Source organism: Bradyrhizobium sp. NBAIM03, from assembly GCF_020194055.1.
Lineage (GTDB): Bacteria > Pseudomonadota > Alphaproteobacteria > Rhizobiales > Xanthobacteraceae > Bradyrhizobium > Bradyrhizobium yuanmingense.
Genome location: NZ_JADYVS010000004.1, coordinates 391,786 through 408,765 on the forward strand (window position 1 = coordinate 391,786; position 16,980 = coordinate 408,765).

General features: G+C 59.8%; 15 protein-coding genes and 2 pseudogenes. 7 read left to right on the forward strand and 10 right to left on the reverse strand.

Annotated features, from left to right (window positions below; genetic code table 11):
• Nucleotides 1-301: 301 nt before the first annotated feature.
• The 5 genes from I6F21_RS08755 to I6F21_RS08775 all read right to left on the reverse strand — a co-directional run bounded on the left by I6F21_RS08755 (nucleotide 302) and on the right by I6F21_RS08775 (nucleotide 6,012).
• Nucleotides 302-2,194, reverse strand: coding sequence for a TRAP transporter large permease subunit (locus I6F21_RS08755; protein WP_225183018.1), 1,893 nt, complete (start codon nucleotides 2,192-2,194; stop codon nucleotides 302-304).
• On the reverse strand, nucleotides 2,191-3,216 hold the full coding sequence (locus I6F21_RS08760; protein ID WP_225143506.1) for a TRAP transporter substrate-binding protein: 1,026 nt from the start codon (nucleotides 3,214-3,216) through the stop codon (nucleotides 2,191-2,193). The genes I6F21_RS08755 and I6F21_RS08760 overlap by 4 nt, the downstream gene beginning before the upstream one ends.
• Nucleotides 3,217-3,391: 175 nt before the next feature.
• Nucleotides 3,392-4,402 (reverse strand): transketolase family protein, encoded by a 1,011-nt coding sequence (locus tag I6F21_RS08765; protein WP_225143508.1) that lies wholly within the window; start codon nucleotides 4,400-4,402, stop codon nucleotides 3,392-3,394.
• A complete protein-coding gene (locus I6F21_RS08770; protein WP_225143510.1) occupies nucleotides 4,399-5,238 on the reverse strand; it encodes a transketolase in 840 nt (279 codons plus the stop codon). Before I6F21_RS08770 ends, I6F21_RS08765 begins: the two co-directional genes overlap by 4 nt.
• A gap of 24 nt (nucleotides 5,239-5,262) precedes the next feature.
• On the reverse strand, nucleotides 5,263-6,012 hold the full coding sequence (locus I6F21_RS08775; RefSeq protein WP_225145651.1) for a glucose 1-dehydrogenase: 750 nt from the start codon (nucleotides 6,010-6,012) through the stop codon (nucleotides 5,263-5,265).
• 107 nt (nucleotides 6,013-6,119) lie between these two features.
• Between I6F21_RS08775 and I6F21_RS08780 the strand changes: the two genes are divergently transcribed.
• From I6F21_RS08780 to I6F21_RS08800, 5 genes are all read left to right on the forward strand, one after another.
• Complete coding sequence (locus I6F21_RS08780) at nucleotides 6,120-7,016, forward strand: LysR substrate-binding domain-containing protein (RefSeq protein ID WP_225143514.1); 897 nt, start codon at nucleotides 6,120-6,122, stop codon at nucleotides 7,014-7,016.
• 456 nt (nucleotides 7,017-7,472) lie between these two features.
• Nucleotides 7,473-7,784: a protein rep gene (locus I6F21_RS08785; RefSeq protein WP_225143516.1), complete on the forward strand. Its 312-nt coding sequence runs from the start codon at nucleotides 7,473-7,475 to the stop codon at nucleotides 7,782-7,784.
• A gap of 141 nt (nucleotides 7,785-7,925) precedes the next feature.
• Nucleotides 7,926-8,201: a hypothetical protein gene (locus I6F21_RS08790; protein ID WP_225143518.1), complete on the forward strand. Its 276-nt coding sequence runs from the start codon at nucleotides 7,926-7,928 to the stop codon at nucleotides 8,199-8,201.
• A gap of 314 nt (nucleotides 8,202-8,515) precedes the next feature.
• Nucleotides 8,516-8,887: a hypothetical protein gene (locus I6F21_RS38675; protein ID WP_249782203.1), complete on the forward strand. Its 372-nt coding sequence runs from the start codon at nucleotides 8,516-8,518 to the stop codon at nucleotides 8,885-8,887.
• A 339-nt stretch (nucleotides 8,888-9,226) separates the two neighbouring features.
• Nucleotides 9,227-9,877: a hypothetical protein gene (locus tag I6F21_RS08800; protein WP_346656764.1), complete on the forward strand. Its 651-nt coding sequence runs from the start codon at nucleotides 9,227-9,229 to the stop codon at nucleotides 9,875-9,877.
• Between the two features lie 53 nt (nucleotides 9,878-9,930).
• On the opposite strand, the gene I6F21_RS38680 is transcribed toward I6F21_RS08800, so the two are convergent.
• Nucleotides 9,931-10,209, reverse strand: a complete 279-nt coding sequence (locus tag I6F21_RS38680; RefSeq protein ID WP_249782204.1) for a hypothetical protein — start codon at nucleotides 10,207-10,209, stop codon at nucleotides 9,931-9,933.
• 204 nt (nucleotides 10,210-10,413) lie between these two features.
• Between I6F21_RS38680 and I6F21_RS08810 the strand changes: the two genes are divergently transcribed.
• Entirely contained in the window at nucleotides 10,414-11,745 is a 1,332-nt protein-coding gene (locus tag I6F21_RS08810) for an IS701 family transposase (protein ID WP_225183019.1), read from the forward strand.
• Nucleotides 11,746-12,005: 260 nt separating this feature from the next.
• Here the strand turns inward: I6F21_RS08810 and I6F21_RS08815 are convergent, their stop codons facing one another.
• Nucleotides 12,006-12,164 (reverse strand): hypothetical protein, encoded by a 159-nt coding sequence (locus tag I6F21_RS08815; protein ID WP_225143638.1) that lies wholly within the window; start codon nucleotides 12,162-12,164, stop codon nucleotides 12,006-12,008.
• Nucleotides 12,165-12,802: 638 nt separating this feature from the next.
• On the opposite strand from I6F21_RS08815, the gene I6F21_RS08820 reads away from it, so the two are divergent.
• Nucleotides 12,803-13,030 carry a hypothetical protein gene (locus tag I6F21_RS08820; RefSeq protein WP_225143636.1) on the forward strand — a complete coding sequence of 76 codons (228 nt, stop codon included), beginning with the start codon at nucleotides 12,803-12,805 and terminating at the stop codon, nucleotides 13,028-13,030.
• 2,565 nt (nucleotides 13,031-15,595) lie between these two features.
• On the opposite strand, the gene I6F21_RS08825 is transcribed toward I6F21_RS08820, so the two are convergent.
• The 3 genes and pseudogenes from I6F21_RS08825 to I6F21_RS08835 form a co-directional block, all read right to left on the reverse strand.
• Entirely contained in the window at nucleotides 15,596-16,198 is a 603-nt protein-coding gene (locus tag I6F21_RS08825) for an acyl-CoA dehydrogenase family protein (protein WP_225131106.1), read from the reverse strand.
• 23 nt (nucleotides 16,199-16,221) lie between these two features.
• Nucleotides 16,222-16,455 (reverse strand): annotated as a pseudogene (locus tag I6F21_RS08830) (ABC transporter ATP-binding protein); the annotation flags it as partial.
• Nucleotides 16,456-16,501: 46 nt separating this feature from the next.
• Nucleotides 16,502-16,687 (reverse strand): annotated as a pseudogene (locus tag I6F21_RS08835) (dimethyl sulfone monooxygenase SfnG); the annotation flags it as partial.
• Nucleotides 16,688-16,980: the final 293 nt, after the last annotated feature.

Genomic DNA, 16,980 nt, shown 5'->3' on the forward strand with positions numbered 1-16,980 from the left:
CTCTTGACGCTGCCCGAAGGTGGCGCTGGTTTCAAACGAAATCGCGCGCGCCAGGTCACGTCAACCATTTCGGTCCTCGAAGATCAACAAGTCTCACTTCAGCAGATTCGGCAACAATTGCAAACTGGGCCTCAGCCGACGAACTGTGCCTTCACGCTCGGAGGCAAGAAGCTCCGGGTGACGGAGGTTGGCAAGGGCCAGGTCGAGCAGATCGATATGCCTTGCGACGGCCTGCCCCTTTACCTGCCGAAATTCGCCCGAGCAGGAGGCACGGGTTTCCGCGAGGCTCCTGCCGAGCTCGTCAAAGGAAGCCGATCGACAACCAGGGCACGGCTGCGACGATCAGGGTGCCGATCAGCAGCGCGATCATGTAGCCCACGATCGGCTTCATGCCCTCGTCCGGGTTGATGCGGCTGATGGCGCAGGCGGCATAGTAACCGACGCCGAACGGCGGCGCGAACAGGCCGATGCCCATGGCGAGAACGACCACCATCGCGTAGTGGACGTCGTGCACCCCGACCTGCCGCGCGATCGGGAACAGCAGCGGGCCGAACAGGACGATAGCCGGGATTCCCTCCAGCACGCTGCCGAGGATCACGAAAGTCACGATCGTCACGGCCAGGAAGACGGGGACCCCGCCGGGAAGGCTGGTCATGAATTTGGCCAGAGAGGCAGAAAATCCCGATTGGGTCAGTGCCCAGGCCATGCCTGTCGCCGCGCCGATGATGAGCAGAATCGCGCCTGACAGCGAGGCTGTCTCGACCAGCATCGGATAGATGCGACGCCAGTCGAACTGGCGATAGACGAAGAGACCCGCGCAGGCCGAATAAAGAATGCCGATGGTCGAGACCTCCGTTGCAGTCGCGACGCCTTCGACGACCGCGGTCCGGATCACGAAAGGCAGCGCGATGGCCGGTATCGCGATGACGAAGGCGCGGCCAATCTCCCGGGCCCTCGCCCTTTTGACGTGAGACAGGTCCTCGCGGCGATATCGCCACCAGACCACGGCCGCGAGCATGACCGCGAGCACCACGCCCGGGAGCAACCCGCCAGTGAAGAGCGCCGAGATCGACACGCCGGTCACCGAGCCGATTGTGATCAGGACTAGCGAGGGCGGGATCGTTTCGGTCTGCGCTCCGGTTGCCGCCAGAAGCGCAACGAGGTCACCCGGTTTGGCCCCGCGCTGCCGCATCTCGGGAAACAGCACAGGAGCCACCGCAGCCATGTCCGCTGCCTTGGAGCCGGAAATGCCCGAGACCAGATACATCGCTCCGACCAGCACGTAGTGCAACCCGCCCCGCACGTGGCCCAGCAGGCTCGCCAGGAAGCTGACCATGGCGCGCGCCATGCCCGTCATCTCGATCAGGAGGCCGAGAAAGACGAAGAGCGGCACGGCGAGCAGGATCAGGTGGCTCATGCCCTCGTCCATTCGCCCGATCATCACCACGTCGGGCGTGCTGGTCGTCAAGGCGAGATAGCCGACCGTCGCAAGGCCAAATGCGAACGCGATCGGAACGGCCGCGAAGACCATTGCGCCGACGACGAAAACGAAGAAGATCAGAAGATTCTGATTGCCGAGCGGCTTCAAGACGGGAGCGAGCAGAACGAAGGTCGCAATGATGCCTGCAACGAGCGCCAAGGAAGCCAGCAAGCTGCGCGGGCTCGCGATGCGGATGAGGCGGAGGACCGCTGCGACCAGCATCAATCCAATCCCGATCGGCAACGCCGCCGCGCGCCAGCTGTTGACGATCTCGAGGGCCGGCGTCGTCACGAAGGCCTCGTCGGCCGCGAACTCATAGGCCGGCCAGACGACCAGCACCAGGAAGGCCAGCGATGCTGCGGCCGCGACCGTGTCCAGGAATGCGCGAACTTCCGCACGCAGCACACCGACAATGGCGGTCATGCGCATGTGCTCGCCGCGTTGGAACGCAATCACGGATCCCAGCATGGCGAGCCAGAGGAAGAGAATGCTGGCGAGTTCGTCAGACCAGATAAGCGGCGAGCGGAAGACGTATCGGCCCACGATGCCCGCTGATAGCACCGCGATCTCCGCCAGCACGAGCAGTGCTGCCGGGACAGCGACGAGATGACCGAGGACGGTGTTCGCTGTCAGCACCCAACTGCGCCGGCCAGCCTGCGTCGCGCTGGCCGCCGCACCGACCTCGACGTGGGGCGTATGACTCACACTGGTCATGATAATTGGCCCGCGGCTTTTTCGAGTTGCGACCATGCTTCCTCGCCGAACTTGCCTTTCCAGTCCGCGTAGAAGCTGGTCTTCGCCAGGGCCTGGCGGAAGGCGGCGCGATCGACGTCGATGAATTTGAGACCCTTGGCCGAGAGATCGTTGCGCAGCGACTGGCTGAGCTTTGCGATGTCGGCACGCTGATCGACCGCGGAGCGATCGAGCTCGCGCGTCACGATCTCCTGTACGTCCTTGGGCAGGCGCTCGAAGGCGCGCTTGTTGCCGAGGATCCAGTAGCCGTCCCAGACATGCCCCGTCAGGCTGCACGTGCTCTGCACCTCATAGAGGCGCGCGGTCGCTATGATGGGCAACGGATTCTCCTGGCCGTCGACGACCTTGGTCTGCAGCGCGGAATAGACCTCGTTGAAGTTGATCGGGGTGGGCCCGGCGCCGAGCGCCTTGAAGAGCGAGGTGAGCAGCGGCGCGGGCGGAACGCGGATCTGGAAATTCTTCAGATCATCCGGGGTGCGGATCTCGCGGCCGGACGAGGTCACCTGGCGGAAGCCGTTATCCCAGGCCTTCGACACCGCCATGATCGATGTCTTGGCGATCTGCGCCCGGATGTAGGTGCCGAGCTCGCCGTCCATCGCCTTCCACACGCTGTCGTAGTCGGTGAATGCGAAGCCGGTGTTCACAATGCCGGCGCTCGGCAACAGAGTGGCGAGGATCGAGGACGATAGGTTGAAGAACTCGACGCCGCCGCTGCGAACCTGGGTCAGTAGTTCGGTGTCGGAGCCGAGCTGATTGGCCCGGAACAGCCTGATCTCGAGCCTGCCGCTCGTCGCTTCTCGGATGCGCTCGATCGCCTCTTGCGCGCGGATGTTCACCGGATGGGTCGGGTCCTGTCCGGTTGCGAACTTGTAGACGAACTCGGCGGCAGAGGCCGGACGGGTCAGAATCCCGCAGAGAGGTACGGCGCTCGCCGCGATTAATAGCGAACGGCGGCTGATGCTTCCGGGCTTCGAGACAGTCATGTTTTCCTCCTGATCCTGTATTGATGTTGTGCCGGCTGCATGGGCCTGCGCTGGTTTCCAGCTGTCCGGGCTCTTCGACCGCCCAAATTCGGGCAACAGCCATCGCTCGCCCGCCGCAATCTGCAGCGGGTGGAACTCTTCACTCGGAGCCTGACTGGCGTTTAGTGCCGGTCCGCTAAAGCCACTGCTTGATCTGCCTTGCGACCTCGGCGGTCGAAATGCCGTAGCGGTCGTGCAGCGTCGGAAGTGCGCCGGCGTCAAGGAATTCGTCCGGCAATGCAATCTGGCGGAAAGGCGGATGGACGCCTGAACGCATCAGGAGTGCGGCGATCGCCTCGCCGAGACCGCCAATCGTCGTGTGGTTTTCGGCAACGACGACCAGCCGGCCTGACTTACCGGCTTCACGCAGTATCGCCTCGGCGTCGAGTGGCTTGATGGTCGGAACGTGGAGCACCGCGGCATCGACGCGGTCGTTCTTCAGAGTTTGCAACGCCTCGAGCGCACGCATTGTCATGATGCCGGACGAGATGATTAGAACATCCTTCCCGTCACGGATCAGCTTGGCCTTGCCGAGCTCGAACTTGTAGTCGTATTCGTCCAGCACGACCGGCACCTGGCCTCGCAGCAGGCGCATATAGACCGGGCCCTGATGCGCCGCGATCGCGGGCACCAGTTGCTCGATTTCATGAGCATCGCAGGGATCGATGACCGTCATGTTCGGCATGGCGCGAAACAGCGCAAGGTCCTCCGCGGCCTGATGGCTCGGGCCATAGCCCGATGTCAGGCCGGGCAGTGCACAGACGATCTTCACGTTGCGGTCTTCCTCCGCAATCGTCTGGTGAATGAAATCGTAGGCGCGCCGCGAGGCGAACACGGCATAGGTGGTCGCGAACGGCATGAAGCCTTCCGCGGCGAGGCCCGAAGCGGCGCCGAACAGAAGCTGTTCGGCCATGCCCATCTGGTAATAGCGGTCCGGAAATTCCTTCGCGAAGATGTGCAGGTCCGTGTATTTGCCAAGATCGGCCGTCATGCCGACCACATCGGGACGGCTGCGCGCGAGCTCGACGAGCGCGTGTCCAAACGGCGCCGGTTTCGTCTTTTGCCCCTCCGCCGCGATCGAAGCGATCATGGCTGAAGTCGTCAGGCGCGGCTTGCCCGGCTGGGGTGCTGATCTGACGGTCTTCATGCCTGCCTCCCGGCTTCCAGCGCGGCCAGGGCGAGCTGCCATTCGTGCTGCTCGACGCGGATGAAATGGTTCTTCTCGCGCTGCTCCAGGAAGTGAACGCCCTTGCCCATCAGCGTGTCGGCGACGATCATCCGCGGCTTGGGCGCGGGATGAGACTTGGCGGCATCGAACGCGGCAACGACGGCATCGAGATCATTGCCGTCGATCCGCTGCACGAACCAGCCGAAAGCCTGAAGCTTCTCGACCAGCGGCTCGAACGCCATCACCTGCGTGGAAGGACCGTCCGCCTGCTGATTGTTGACGTCGACGATGCCGATCAGATTGTCGAGCCTGTAATGGCCCGCCGACTGAATAGCTTCCCAGACCGCCCCCTCGTCGAGCTCGCCATCGGAGAACAACGTGTACACCCGCGCCTCGGATTTCTTGCGCTTGAGCCCGAGGCCCATGCCGACGGCGATGCTGAGCCCAAGCCCGAGCGAGCCGCCCGACATCTCCATTCCGGGCGTGTAGGAGCGCATGCCCGACATCGGCAGGCGGCTCTCGTCGCTGCCGTAGGTTTCGAGCTCGTCCTCGGGGACAATCCCCGCCTCGATCAAAGCCGCATAGAGCGCGATGGCGTAGTGCCCGTTTGATAATAGGAAGCGGTCGCGGTCTTCCCAGGAGGGATCTTCCGGCCGGTAGCGCATCGCGTGGAAATAGGCCACGGCGAGAACGTCCGAGATGTCCAGCGCCTGTGCGATATAGCCCTGGCCCTGGACCTCGCCCATGCGCAGCGCATTGCGGCGAATGTTGTAGGCGCGGTCCGCCAGCTTGGGCGTATTAGTGAGCGTTTCCATCGATCTGGACCTTGTCTTGCTGGCTCAGTGGATGAGCATGCCGCCGTTGACGTCGATCACGGCACCAGTCACGTAGGCGGAGAGATCCGAGGCCAGGAAGGTGTAAATGCCGGCGACGTCGTCTGCCGTGCCAAGACGATTGAGCGGAATGCCTTCCAGGATCTTCGCCGTCATCTCGTCGGTCAGCTTGCCCGCGGTGATATCGGTGCCGATCAGGCCGGGCGTTACGCAATTGACGCGGATGCCGTCCGCGCCGAACTCACGGGCCATCGCCTTGGCGAGACCGAGCACGCCAGCCTTGGCCGCCGAATAATGCGGGCCACCAAAAATTCCCCCTCCACGCTGGGCCGAAACCGACGACATGCAGGCGATCGATCCGGACTTGCGCACGCGCATGTGCGGGATCACCGCCTGGGAGAGGAACAGAATGCCCTTCAGATTGACGTCCTGAATGCGATCCCAATCAGCCGGCGAGATATCCAGGAACTTGACCGGCTGGGTGATGCCCGCATTGTTGATGAGGATATCGATGTTTCCGAAGGATTCGATCGCGCGAGCGACGGCCTGCTCGCAGGATGATTTGTCGGCGACGTCGCATCGCAGCCCAATGTGGGACTTGCCAAGCGATGCCGCGGTGTCCGCCGCCGCGCTCGCGTCAATGTCGAGAATGGCGACCCGAGCGCCCTCGGTAGCGAACCGGCGCGCCGTGGCAAGCCCGATGCCGCGCGGCGAGGCCGCGCCCGAAATGATGGCCGTCTTACCCCTGAGCAGCATCAGTTCCTCCCACTAATGTTTTTTCCTTGGCAAGACCAATGAACCGCGGACGCGCAACAGACAAACGCACAGTTGTCACGGATCGATGAATCTGGTTCACTTATGGGATGCTGTCGAATGTCCCGATATCGGCAATTCGCGCCTTTGAAGCCGCCGCCCGCACCGGATCCTTTCGCGATGCGGCGAATGAGCTTCACCTGACACCGAGTGCGGTCAGTCATGCCATCCGCAAACTGGAGGACACGCTTCGGACCGTTCTGTTCGAGCGCAGCGCGCGGTCAGTGCGGCTCACGCCAGCCGGCGAAAACCTGATGCGCCACACGGGAGCGGCATTTGATCAGCTCCGCCGTGGCCTCGAGGAAGTCGCCGCGCGCGGACCGCAATTGGTGCGCGTCCATTCGGCACCTAGTTTTGCTGCGCAGTGGCTGGCACCACGCCTCGCACAATTTCTCGCCGCCTATCCGAAGCTCGAAGTGCGGCTGGCTGCGAGCACGGACTACGCTCGCTTCAGCAACGATGATTTCGACATCGATATCGTCTACGGTCCGCCGCGGGCGGAGGGCGTGGAGGTTGTTCCTCTCCCCGAGGAAACGGTCACCCCGCTCTGCTCCCCTGCTCTCGCAAAATCGATAAGGAAGCCGGCCGATCTCCTCGATCAGACGCTGATCCGCTCCGACGTGAAGCAGGTGCAATGGCACCAATGGTTTACCGCCAACGGATTGGAAGCCCCCGCCCTGCACGGCATGAGGTTTGATCGCAGCTTTCTGGCAATCGCAACGGCCGCGGAGGGATTGGGAGTAGCGATGGAATCAACCCTTTTGGCCGAACGCGAACTGGCGAGCGGGCGACTGGTTGCGCCACTGGCAGGACGCGCCAAGGATATCCGCTACGTCGGCCATCGCCTGATCTACCCACGGGCCAGCCGACAGAGATCTGCGGTACGAGCCTTTGCAGATTGGCTCGTGGCGCAACTCGGTGGCGGGACCGCAGGTTCCGCGCACTAAGATCCAAGTCTGGCCGAGCATCGCCGACGCGCTTGAGGACGGAGAGATCGACGCCGCACAGGCGGTCTTTCGCGCCATGAACGAGTGCAACCACCTCGTCTGCCCGACGGCTCAACGCCGCCGGGCCGCCAAGCTGGTCGAGGAGAAGGGCGCCGCGATCGAGGGTACATCCGCTAGAACCCTGGCTCACGGCCCTTGATGGGCACCCTCACGACCCGGGCTGTGCCGGCATACGACCTCTGGGTCGCGGTCAACCAGATCCCCGAAGCCTACCGCAGTTTGATGCGCACGGTTGCGATAAGGCGGGCCTTACTTGCCTGGCTGCGCGCGCTCGAAATCAGGCAACGGACAGACGGGCCTTTTCATGGTGCACCTGCACTGCATCTTTATCGTCGGCCCCAGCTACTTCGAGCCTGGCAGCAAGGAATATCTCTCTTTTGAAAAGCTGCGCGCGGCTTGGAAGGCAAGCCTCGCGCCGACTACGACCCGATGGTCCGGATCGAGAAGATGCGCGGCGGCTTCGCGCCGCTGACCGTCACGGGTCGCAAGTCGCTGCAGGAAGCCCTCAAGTACTGCTTCAAGCCGGGTGCGATCTTCTACACGAAGGTCGGCGGAAGCCCCGCCATCGTGGGGTGCTCACACCCGCGAGCTGTTCGACCCCAACGATGGCAAAGGTTTGCGGTGGCTGCCCGACAACGAATCACAAGCGATTCATCCGTTTCAAGTTTTTTCGATCGGATCGCGGTCGAGCCAAGCATTTGTGGGTAATTGAAAGTCACCGGACGCGTACGCACGCCGAGGCACTCTTTGAGGAGGTCTCGCTGGATATGGCGCCGCACTGGCAGCCGACGCGGCAAACGACCTTGGACCGGTGATACGGCGGTTATCGTCGATGCCGTCCGCGTAGGCATGTCGGTCGCGCAACTCGTCTACTTGAAGAAGCCCGCGATGGCGGAAGCCGCCGAGCGGTTGCGGGCCGACAAGCGGTGGCTTCCGAACGTGCTGCGCTTGCCACAGCTGGCGATCGAGAAGAACTCTCCGCCGACATTCGTGCCGAATGCGATCTACTTCGCCTTCACGATGAGGGCGCCGATGGCAGCCTCTTCAATATGGCGGAATCTTAGCCCGGTAGCTTTGCGCCCCCGTCAACTACCAGCACTGGTGATTGATCGAGATGAGAGATAGGAGGACAATCGGATAACGAATGCTGGCCTGATCAAGCTCAGGTACAAAGACTCTCGCAGCGACCAAAGTCGGCTCTCGCAATGGACATAATGAGCTGACGTGTCAGCGGCAAAAGTACAGCATGCTCAGGTAGGATCCAGCAGAGTAACGCCCTGCGCCTTCTCGAGCCGTAGCAGATCAGAGAAGCACGCATCTACCGCGACGCTGGGTCATGCCGCTGCCGTTCACCGCAGCGGAGTTCTCCGTTGTATGGGATTAGCCGCGCGCAGCAGGAAATGGAGATGCCAGCAAACGAGAGAGGCTTTGAGAGATCGGTGATCCTGATCGACAATTTCGACTCCTTTACATTCAACATTGCCCAGATGGTCGGCGAGGTGAATGGTAGGGAAGTCATTGTCTTGGATAACACAGTGCCATGGAGCGAAATCCGCAAAATACCTCATGAGCGGATCATTCTCTCACCCGGCCCAGGAAGTCCTCAAAATTCCAAGGATGTCGGCTCAACGATGGATGTTTTGGCCGGGAGCGCCGTTCCGGTCTTGGGCGTGTGCTGGGACATCAATGCATTGCCCATTTTCATGGTGCATCCGTTGCCCGCGCACCAGAGCCGCTCCATGGCCGGATCCGCAGCATCACAACCTCCGGAAGGGGCCTATTCGAAGGGCTGCCGCGCTCTTTCAATGTGACCAGATACCATTCTCTGGCAGTGACAAGTGAGCTTCCGGAATGCCTTGAATGTAGTGCTATGTGTGAGGATGGCGTGATTATGGGGCTACGCCATCGGCAGGCGCCTCACTACGGTGTGCAGTTTCACCCGGAATCCATCTGCTCCCAATACGGACGAGAACTTTTTGCCAACTTCCTCTCTGATCTGTGCGCCTCGTCCGCGCCCCCATCCTCGCTCAGAGCACTGGCGGGGTCCTGAAATGAACGTCCCGCGCGCCAGCAACCTTCTCTTCAAGACGGCGACGTATAGGGCGAGAAGTTCAACGGCCTCATGCACCGCAAGCGCTGAGGATGTTTTCGTGCGTCTCTTTGGTGGTGCGCAGCCTGCTTTCTGGCTGGACAGCAGCATGCTGGTGCCCGGGGTGTCGCGGTGGTCCTTCATGGGAGGGCTTAGCGGGCCGGGCAGCTATCTGGGATGCTACGATGCAACTCGCCAGGAAATTGGGATCACTCGCGACGGCGAGGCATCACCAATGATCATCTCCAAATCGATTTTCGAATTTCTCGCCGTTAGACGTGCCGCGCACAAGCTGAAAGATCAGGCTGATGTGCAAGACATTCCCTTCAAAGGTGGCCACGTGGGCTATTTCGGCTATGAACTGAAGTCACTCACCTGCGGCGTCAGCTCACGACCATCGAAATATCCGGATGCAGTCTTCATCTTCTGCACAAGATTCCTCGCCTTTGATCATGAGAATGGCCGCATCCACATCGTTGCGCTCTATCCCGACATCGAGACAGGATTGTCCGACGATGCTGCCCTTTGGATCAGCAAGACCGAGCGGGAGATCCACGGCATTGAACCTGCTGCTGGCGTCTCCCCGTCCTCCCTCCACGCAAATCGGGGTCCAATTCAGTTCAAGCTTCGTCAGGACGGGTCCGATACTTGCAAAACATCGAAAAATGCCTTTCCAAGATCCGAGCTGGCGAGACCTACGAGATCTGTCTGACCAACGAGATCACCGTCGAGACAGAGATCGACCCGCTCAACCTGTAGCGAATCCTAAGGCGGAGAAATCCGGCCCCATACTCCGCTTTCCTCAGGCTTGGAGATATTTGCGTTGCCAGCTCTTCCCCGGAAAGATTCCTGCGGATCGATCGCAACCTCGTTGTCGAGACCAAGCCTATCAAGGGCATCGCGCCTCGACACGAAGTCCCGGACGAAGACGACCGGATCGCTGAAGAATTGCGCTTGGACGAGAAGAGCTGGGCCGAAAATCTCATGATCGTGGACCTCATGCGGAACGATCTTGGTCGCGTCTGCCGCATCGGAAGTGTTCATGTGCCAAGCCTCATGCACATCGAAAGCTACAAGACCGTGCACCAACTGGTCAGCACCATCCGTGGCGAATTGCCGTCACCCGAGGATGTCATCCGCTGTATTACTGCGAGCTTTCCGGGCGGGTCGATGACGGGCGCGCCTAGCACTACTTTGGCAGATTGTTGGGTTTGGGCTCTTTATTAGGATTCCCGAATCGATTTTTCAATGATTCATGGGTGGTCGGCTCTTGGAGGGCTGACCATGGCGGAATGGGAAGACGAACTCGAACGCTGGCTGAAGCCGTTCCTGGACCGGTTGGGTCATAAGACCCGGCAGCGGATGTGTCCCCTGTACGTTGCGGGATTGATCGGCCCGGGCGATCGCAAGAGCGTTCAGCCGATGGCAGAACGCCTTGCAACCGGCAACTACGATCAGCTGCACCATTTTATCGCCGACGGTGTCTGGGACGCATCACCGCTGGAATCTGAGCTGCTCAACCAGGCGGATCGGCTTGTCGGCGGCAAGGATGCGGTATTAGTCATTGATGACACCGCAATGCCGAAAAAGGGCGAACGCTCGGTTGGTGTCGCGGCTCAATATGCGTCCTCTCTTGGCAAAACGGCAAATTGCCAAACGCTGGTGTCGCTGACCCTTGCGCGCGGCGAAGTGCCCGTGATGGTCGCATTGCGTCTCTTTCTACCCGAGAGTTGGACAGGCAATGTGTCTCGTTTGATGCGTGCTCGGGTGCCGATCGAACACCGAACGGCAAGATCCAAGCTAGAAATCGCTTTGGCTGAGGTTGATCGAGCGATGGCAGCCAACGTGCGCTTTGGATGTGTGCTGGCGGATGCAGGATACGGGCTCAGCGCACCATTTCGACAAGGGCTAACAGAACGGGGATTGGCCTGGGCCGTCGGCATCCCTCGGCACCTCAACGTGTATCCGGTTGATGTGAAGCTCATTTGGCCGATTACCAAAGTCCGCGGGAAACCACGAAAGCACCACGTGCCGGATATCTTCATGCTGGCGAGCGCCAAATGGAAAACCGTGAGTTGGCGCAGCGGGACGAAAGGTCGGCTGAAAGCCCGATTTGCTGCTCTCCGTGTCCGCACCGCCGACGGCCCTCCGCAGCGAATCTGGGATAAGGGTCAGCAGCATCTCCCGGGCGACGAAGCTTGGCTCATTGGCGAGCAGCGTGCCTCAGGGGAGAAGAAATACTATCTCGCCAACCTCCCTGCGGCGACGGATCTGCGCACACTGGCCGCCACCATCAAGGCACGATGGATTTGTGAGCAGGCGCATCAGCAGTTGAAGGAGGAGCTTGGGCTTGATCACTTCGAAGGGCGATCATGGCAGGGTCTTCATCGCCACGCCCTGATGACAATGATTGCCTACGCCTTCTTGCAGCACCGTCGCCTCGCACATGCGGGACGGAAAAAAAAGAATCAACGGGCCTCCGCCTCAACCAACCATGCCCGCCGTACGCCACGCCATCGTCGATCTCATTCTCCGGCCGCCATCGCAGCGATGCCCGCACTGCAGAAGACGAATCCGTGAAAAACCACAGCACAAACCAAATCTGCCAAAGTAGTGCTAGTCCGGGTGTTCAAGCCCGCGGACACCTTGCCCCGATTCGGCTAAAATTCAACCCCTTCTTGGGGGTGCCCCGGCGTCCACATCCTAAATTGCGCGCAACCCGCCAGCCAGGCTGAGCAAGAAGCGGCGTAGGCCCATCATCAACGATTTGCCTACATCATCCAGCTGACTTACGGAATTTTTCCGCATTCTCCGCTGCAGCAGCGAGCGCCCGGGACAACTCAAGCGCTTGCGCCGCCGTCACCTGGAAATGAAGGCCCACAATGCTTCGCGATGACGACCGTGATCTCATCGTCAATTTGCTCAATGCAGACTGCCGCCGAATTGTCTATTTCGATCTCAGCGATCCGGCCGGGATAGTCATACTCTTCGTCTGACATCGCTGCACTCCATGCGCCCCGGGTGGTTCGTATATAGGAGATCCTGTGTCAGGTCACCGTGCTCTGTGGGCGGACCAAGATCATGGTTGCCCAGCCCCGCCCCCACCCCGTAAGGTTGCCGCGATGTTTGGGGATTTCAAATGGGCTATTTAAACGAAAAGGTACGTGGGAGCGCACGTTTCGGCTGAGAAGCCACCACGGCGCTTCAAAGGGATTGCTCGCCGTACTGTTCTGGTTCTGGGGCGTCATCGGACTGTTGTTCAACGCAGGCACGCTATTTGGGCTCACAGGCAGTATCGGCGTTGGGACGTCCGCCTATTTAACGGCTACGTGCCTCGTCTGGATTGGCGGCATGGTGCTGTTCGGTGTTGGCGCCCTACTCGCTCACACTGACTTTGATGGTGAGCGGCCGGTTGAGGAACGCTACGGCGACGTGCGGGTGTCGCGGTAGGCGCTAGATGCATTGGAGTAAATTGCATTGAATGATACGAACCCCGGCCTCGCCACCAGCACGGCATGCACACACTGCTCGGCCCAATTGCCTTTGGATTCCGAAGAGTGTCCCAATTGCTCTACTCCCGCGCTGCCTCGCTTCGGATACCTTCAGTTTTTTTGCAGAACTGGAGCGAAGGAGAATTATGGACGCACGTTTTGGCGGCCTCGTCTTGGGGCGCGATGGACCTGAGGACGATATACCGTTACTTCAACATCAAGGCGCCGGTGTCTTCGCCCTAATTGGAGTAATGCAGGGCGGCGAATACATTCTGTCAGAGGAAGCTACCAAACGTCACTGGACCAGGTTGCAGGAGATCAACGCTGAAAAAGATCGCCGCCCAGCTTTTCATATTCTCCACAAAGCACCGTGATCGACACAAATCTCATGCCCCCCGAGGTGACTTTGGGTCGCCTATCATGGTCAGTTTATTATCAATCGGTTTGCGACGGCTAAATATTTCGACGAGTTGGAAAGGATGAACGTAGTTTCCATTGTTGAAAAACTGCGTGGCGCAAAGGCTTGATCGTAGAACCACGGTTGACTGCTCATCCTGCGAGGAAATACCAAGATGCATATAGGCGTAATAATCGGCCTGATCCTGCTTCCATTCGCAGTGCTGCTCTCGATGGCTGCCAACAAGCAACATCGAGACGAGACCGGCGTTCCATCACCATCGCGCAAGCAGTTCAACAGGTTCTATCGGACTGCGCGACGCAAGGGCATATCGGTTGACCAAGCTTACCAAGAGTGGCTTGGCCGAGAACAGCGAAAACGGAAGTAAAGGAGTCGCCAGCACCAGGGTCGTTCACACAAGCCGCAAAGTGACCTGAGCTAAACTTCCCACGGTGGGAAGTTTACCAGGCAGCTCGGTCAACCGCATGCCGCGCGATCTCTACACCGGCGCTATCGACAACTATTACCACTGTGCCACTCCCTGGATCGTACTCGGGATCGCTGCCGATCTCATGAGCGACCCGGGCGCCGTACTGGCTCGCGAGAGCGGCTGAGCCAAACATCTCGCCGGCATCGTCCGCCTGTAGTTGTCCGTTATGGATAATCGGAAGATAGTAGCGCTGCACAGCAATGGCCCTCGTTTAGCAGCAATCATGCGCCCACCTCAGGGCGGGACGCACGTGTCATAAACGACAGGTGCCGTCAAACTGCGAGACCACATCCGCACCACCGGCAGCGTCGGGGACAGTGCTGTCAAGATCGTGGCCAACTACTTGTTCAGCTTCTCGATCTCGGCCGCAGTTACCTTCTCGCCATTGGTAACTGGGCGCGAATCACCGCGCCCTTCCACTGAAAAAGCTGGATAGCAGCCAACCACCCTTGCGACTCTCTGACGATTCGTTCATTTAGCTAGATGGTGCATCCGAATCGCCCACTCCGCGATGCGTGGAAGTCGTCACGACTTACATGGATTTCGGCGGCTTCGCTCGTCGAAGGAGGGCCAGGCTCGATCCTGGCGCGATCTCGGAAAGGAGGTGAAACAGCATGTTTCACTACCCGCACTGTGGCGGCACCCGCCCTGTAAGCGTTCGCGCTTACACACGGTTCCGCCTCGGTAAATGGGAGTGGGTCATCGCCCACTGCCGCGGACTGCCCAGCTAAGCTGAACAGTCCGCATCTCAGTGACTTGGGGCGGTGTCTCATGGGCACCGCCTCCTTTTTTCCGGCGGACCGGATCTACAGAACAACCAAGCACGACCATTCGTTGCAGTAGGCCTGCGTTAAAGTGGCTGTTCGAATTCTTTTCAATGGGTTGGTCGTCGACGAACTGACTGTCGTCGTTTATGGTTAACGGGCCGTTAACCCGCCTTGCCATAGTTCCTCCCCAGATCTGCGACTATTCGAGTCGCGCGAGCAATTCTTAACGAATTACTAGCGTTAGACGCTAGGGAATCAAGCCTTGCGTTTTTTGCAGGTTGTCACAATCCCTCGATTCGGGCCGTCATCAACTGCTTTGATGCGATTCGACCGCTATATATTATGCGGTATGCGACCCTGCTACCCCCAAGCCGTTGGGGGGCGGCGGTCAAAGAATTGTTGCTGCTCTCGGGTCCCTCGCCCTATAGTCGCCTCCGGTCTTGGGGGTAATTTTTCATGCGTCAATTTGCGATTGCGGCGCTCTGCGCCGCGCTGGGCGGCTGTGCTGGCGAAAGTCGCGGAGCTGAAGAAGCAACAGGAAACTGCGGCTGCTGCACCTGCTGCCCCTTAGCCAAAGAGGTCCGCAGTTAAACCAGCCCGACCAATTCGGCGAAGGTCTCGACCACTGATAACCCAGTTGTCCTTGAAGTTGATGCCGAGCTTGGCCATGTCCTTCTGGATCGGCACCCACTTCTCTTTACCGCGAGGAAGGGCTCACCGTCCGCAAACGGCGGGCTCGCCGCAAGGCCGTGGGGACCCGTGCCCCGATGAAGCTGTGCGAGATCAGTCTCGTTCTTTGGGGCGCTTATGGCAAGGACATCCTGCGCAACCCGAGCTCGAACTCGCTGTCTACGATTCGCGACATCAAGGATATGTCTGCAGAATAACTGCGCACAAGCGGCGCGATCTACGAAAATCCTGCGGACATTCTCAAGTATTTGACGGATTTAGTTACGACAATTAGGTGAAGTGACGTGATACAGTCCAAGTTGGACCGGGGCTCCTCCTCTTAGATATCGAACCGGAACGAACTCGTCCGAGTGTGGCGATTGATTTTAGATCGGGCGCTTGGGACGTCGAAGCGATCAGCGAAGATCGGTCCCCTTTTGTTGAGCCCGGCCAGCAGCCAATCGTTTCGAGGATGGAGCTCCTGAGATCAGATGCCACCCAAGCTGCCTGGATTAGCGACACGCCTCCGGAAGGAGCTGCGCGTGAGTCAGGATCTACTGAGGCGCTTCACATGGGAGATCAGATCGATCGACATATGCCTTGACGATCTTCGGTCCTACCAGGCGAATGCGCTCGGCATTACAGGTCCGCAAATGATGATCTTGATGGCACTGACGGAACTGGAAGAAGATGATGGTGTTCCCGTCAACGCTGTCGCGAAGCTGAAATCAGCTTGGCCGGAACTCGTTGTGAACGACTTTTCTGCGTTGAGGAGATAATTGTCGCCTTCGCGCGATGCCTCGGAGAGGTTGTACCACCAGTGCCCACCGGTGGCGCGCTCGCTGGTCGAATATGTGCCAAGCAGGGCGCCATTGTTCGCCTTGAGCCAGCGCTCCTTCTGGTCGTCGTTACCAAACAGGCTGATCGTCTGAGCCGCGCCGACATGCATGACATAGACGAGGCCGGTCGATGCATCGGCCTGTCCGATCCGGTAAGCGGCTTCGGCAAAATCAACATGGCCAAGAGCGAGGCCCCCAAAGCGTGATTCATTCAACACGCCGGTCCAGCCGGCTTCCGCCAATGCCCTCAGATTTTCTCTTGGAAAGCGACTTTCCAGATCATTGCGATCGGCATTGACCTTTACGGTCGCATCAATCGCGGCATCCAGCCGAGAATAGATGTCAGAATCGAACTTGCGAGCAAGATTGTCGTTAGCCATTGGTCATTCTCCCTTGTGTTTCGTCAAACTGCGACAACGGCATGGATGAGCGGTTTCTCGGCGGCGTCGGTTTGCGGCGAACCGCCGAGGTAAAGGGCCTTGATGTCGTCGCGGCTGTGCAATTCGACTGACGAGCCGGACAGCACGCTACGGCCGCTCTCAAGCACGACAGCATGGTCGGCAAAGCGCAGCGCCACCGTCGAATTCTGTTCCGCGACCAGGATTGAAAGCCCCTGCTCGCTGTTCAGCTGCTTCAGCGTCCCTGTCGCAATCGCCATCACGTGGCTGCCCCTCGCTTTACACCTATTCGGCAGCCTGAACGCGTACGGGCGTCCTTGTCTCGAGTTCGCGGACCAGCGGGATCACATGCTTGCCGAAATATTCGACCTCTTCCTGGAAGTGCAGGAACCCGAGCAGGATCAGGTCGGCGCCGGCATGCTTGAGCTCGATGATCCGTTCAGCGACTTGCTGCGGCGTGCCGATCAGGTTCTGACCTTGCCCCCATATGTGGAACGGCCCGCGAGGCAAGAGCTTTTTCAGTCGATTTCACACATTGGGACGGTGCGGTCATATGTCCGGCCTTTGCGCGCGGCACAATATGGCCGCTGGCCTCGATGAGATCCGCGGAACGAGGAGCCAAATCAAGTTTACGCGCTTGAGCGCATTGGGGGCAGTAGCTTCACTCGTTTCGGGATTTCGTCCCAAGGGTTCATCGCCTGTTGTTGCACCTTGCCCTCTGCCGGCCTGCGCCGGTCAGATCATTTTGGTGGTCACTGCGTCAC

Excerpts from the sequence above, each read along its gene's own strand:
- I6F21_RS08765 (WP_225143508.1), bottom strand. The coding sequence starts at position 4,402 with ATGAAGACCGTCAGATCAGCACCCCAGCCGGGCAAGCCGCGCCTGACG.
- I6F21_RS08790 (WP_225143518.1), top strand. The coding sequence starts at position 7,926 with ATGTCGGTCGCGCAACTCGTCTACTTGAAGAAGCCCGCGATGGCGGAA.
- I6F21_RS08775 (WP_225145651.1), bottom strand. The coding sequence starts at position 6,012 with ATGCTGCTCAGGGGTAAGACGGCCATCATTTCGGGCGCGGCCTCGCCG.
- I6F21_RS08810 (WP_225183019.1), top strand. The coding sequence starts at position 10,414 with ATGATTCATGGGTGGTCGGCTCTTGGAGGGCTGACCATGGCGGAATGG.
- I6F21_RS08770 (WP_225143510.1), bottom strand. The coding sequence starts at position 5,238 with ATGGAAACGCTCACTAATACGCCCAAGCTGGCGGACCGCGCCTACAAC.
- I6F21_RS08815 (WP_225143638.1), bottom strand. The coding sequence starts at position 12,164 with ATGTCAGACGAAGAGTATGACTATCCCGGCCGGATCGCTGAGATCGAA.
- I6F21_RS08755 (WP_225183018.1), bottom strand. The coding sequence starts at position 2,194 with ATGACCAGTGTGAGTCATACGCCCCACGTCGAGGTCGGTGCGGCGGCC.
- I6F21_RS08760 (WP_225143506.1), bottom strand. The coding sequence starts at position 3,216 with ATGACTGTCTCGAAGCCCGGAAGCATCAGCCGCCGTTCGCTATTAATC.
- I6F21_RS38680 (WP_249782204.1), bottom strand. The coding sequence starts at position 10,209 with ATGAACACTTCCGATGCGGCAGACGCGACCAAGATCGTTCCGCATGAG.
- I6F21_RS08825 (WP_225131106.1), bottom strand. The coding sequence starts at position 16,198 with ATGGCTAACGACAATCTTGCTCGCAAGTTCGATTCTGACATCTATTCT.
- I6F21_RS08780 (WP_225143514.1), top strand. The coding sequence starts at position 6,120 with ATGCTGTCGAATGTCCCGATATCGGCAATTCGCGCCTTTGAAGCCGCC.
- I6F21_RS08820 (WP_225143636.1), top strand. The coding sequence starts at position 12,803 with ATGGACGCACGTTTTGGCGGCCTCGTCTTGGGGCGCGATGGACCTGAG.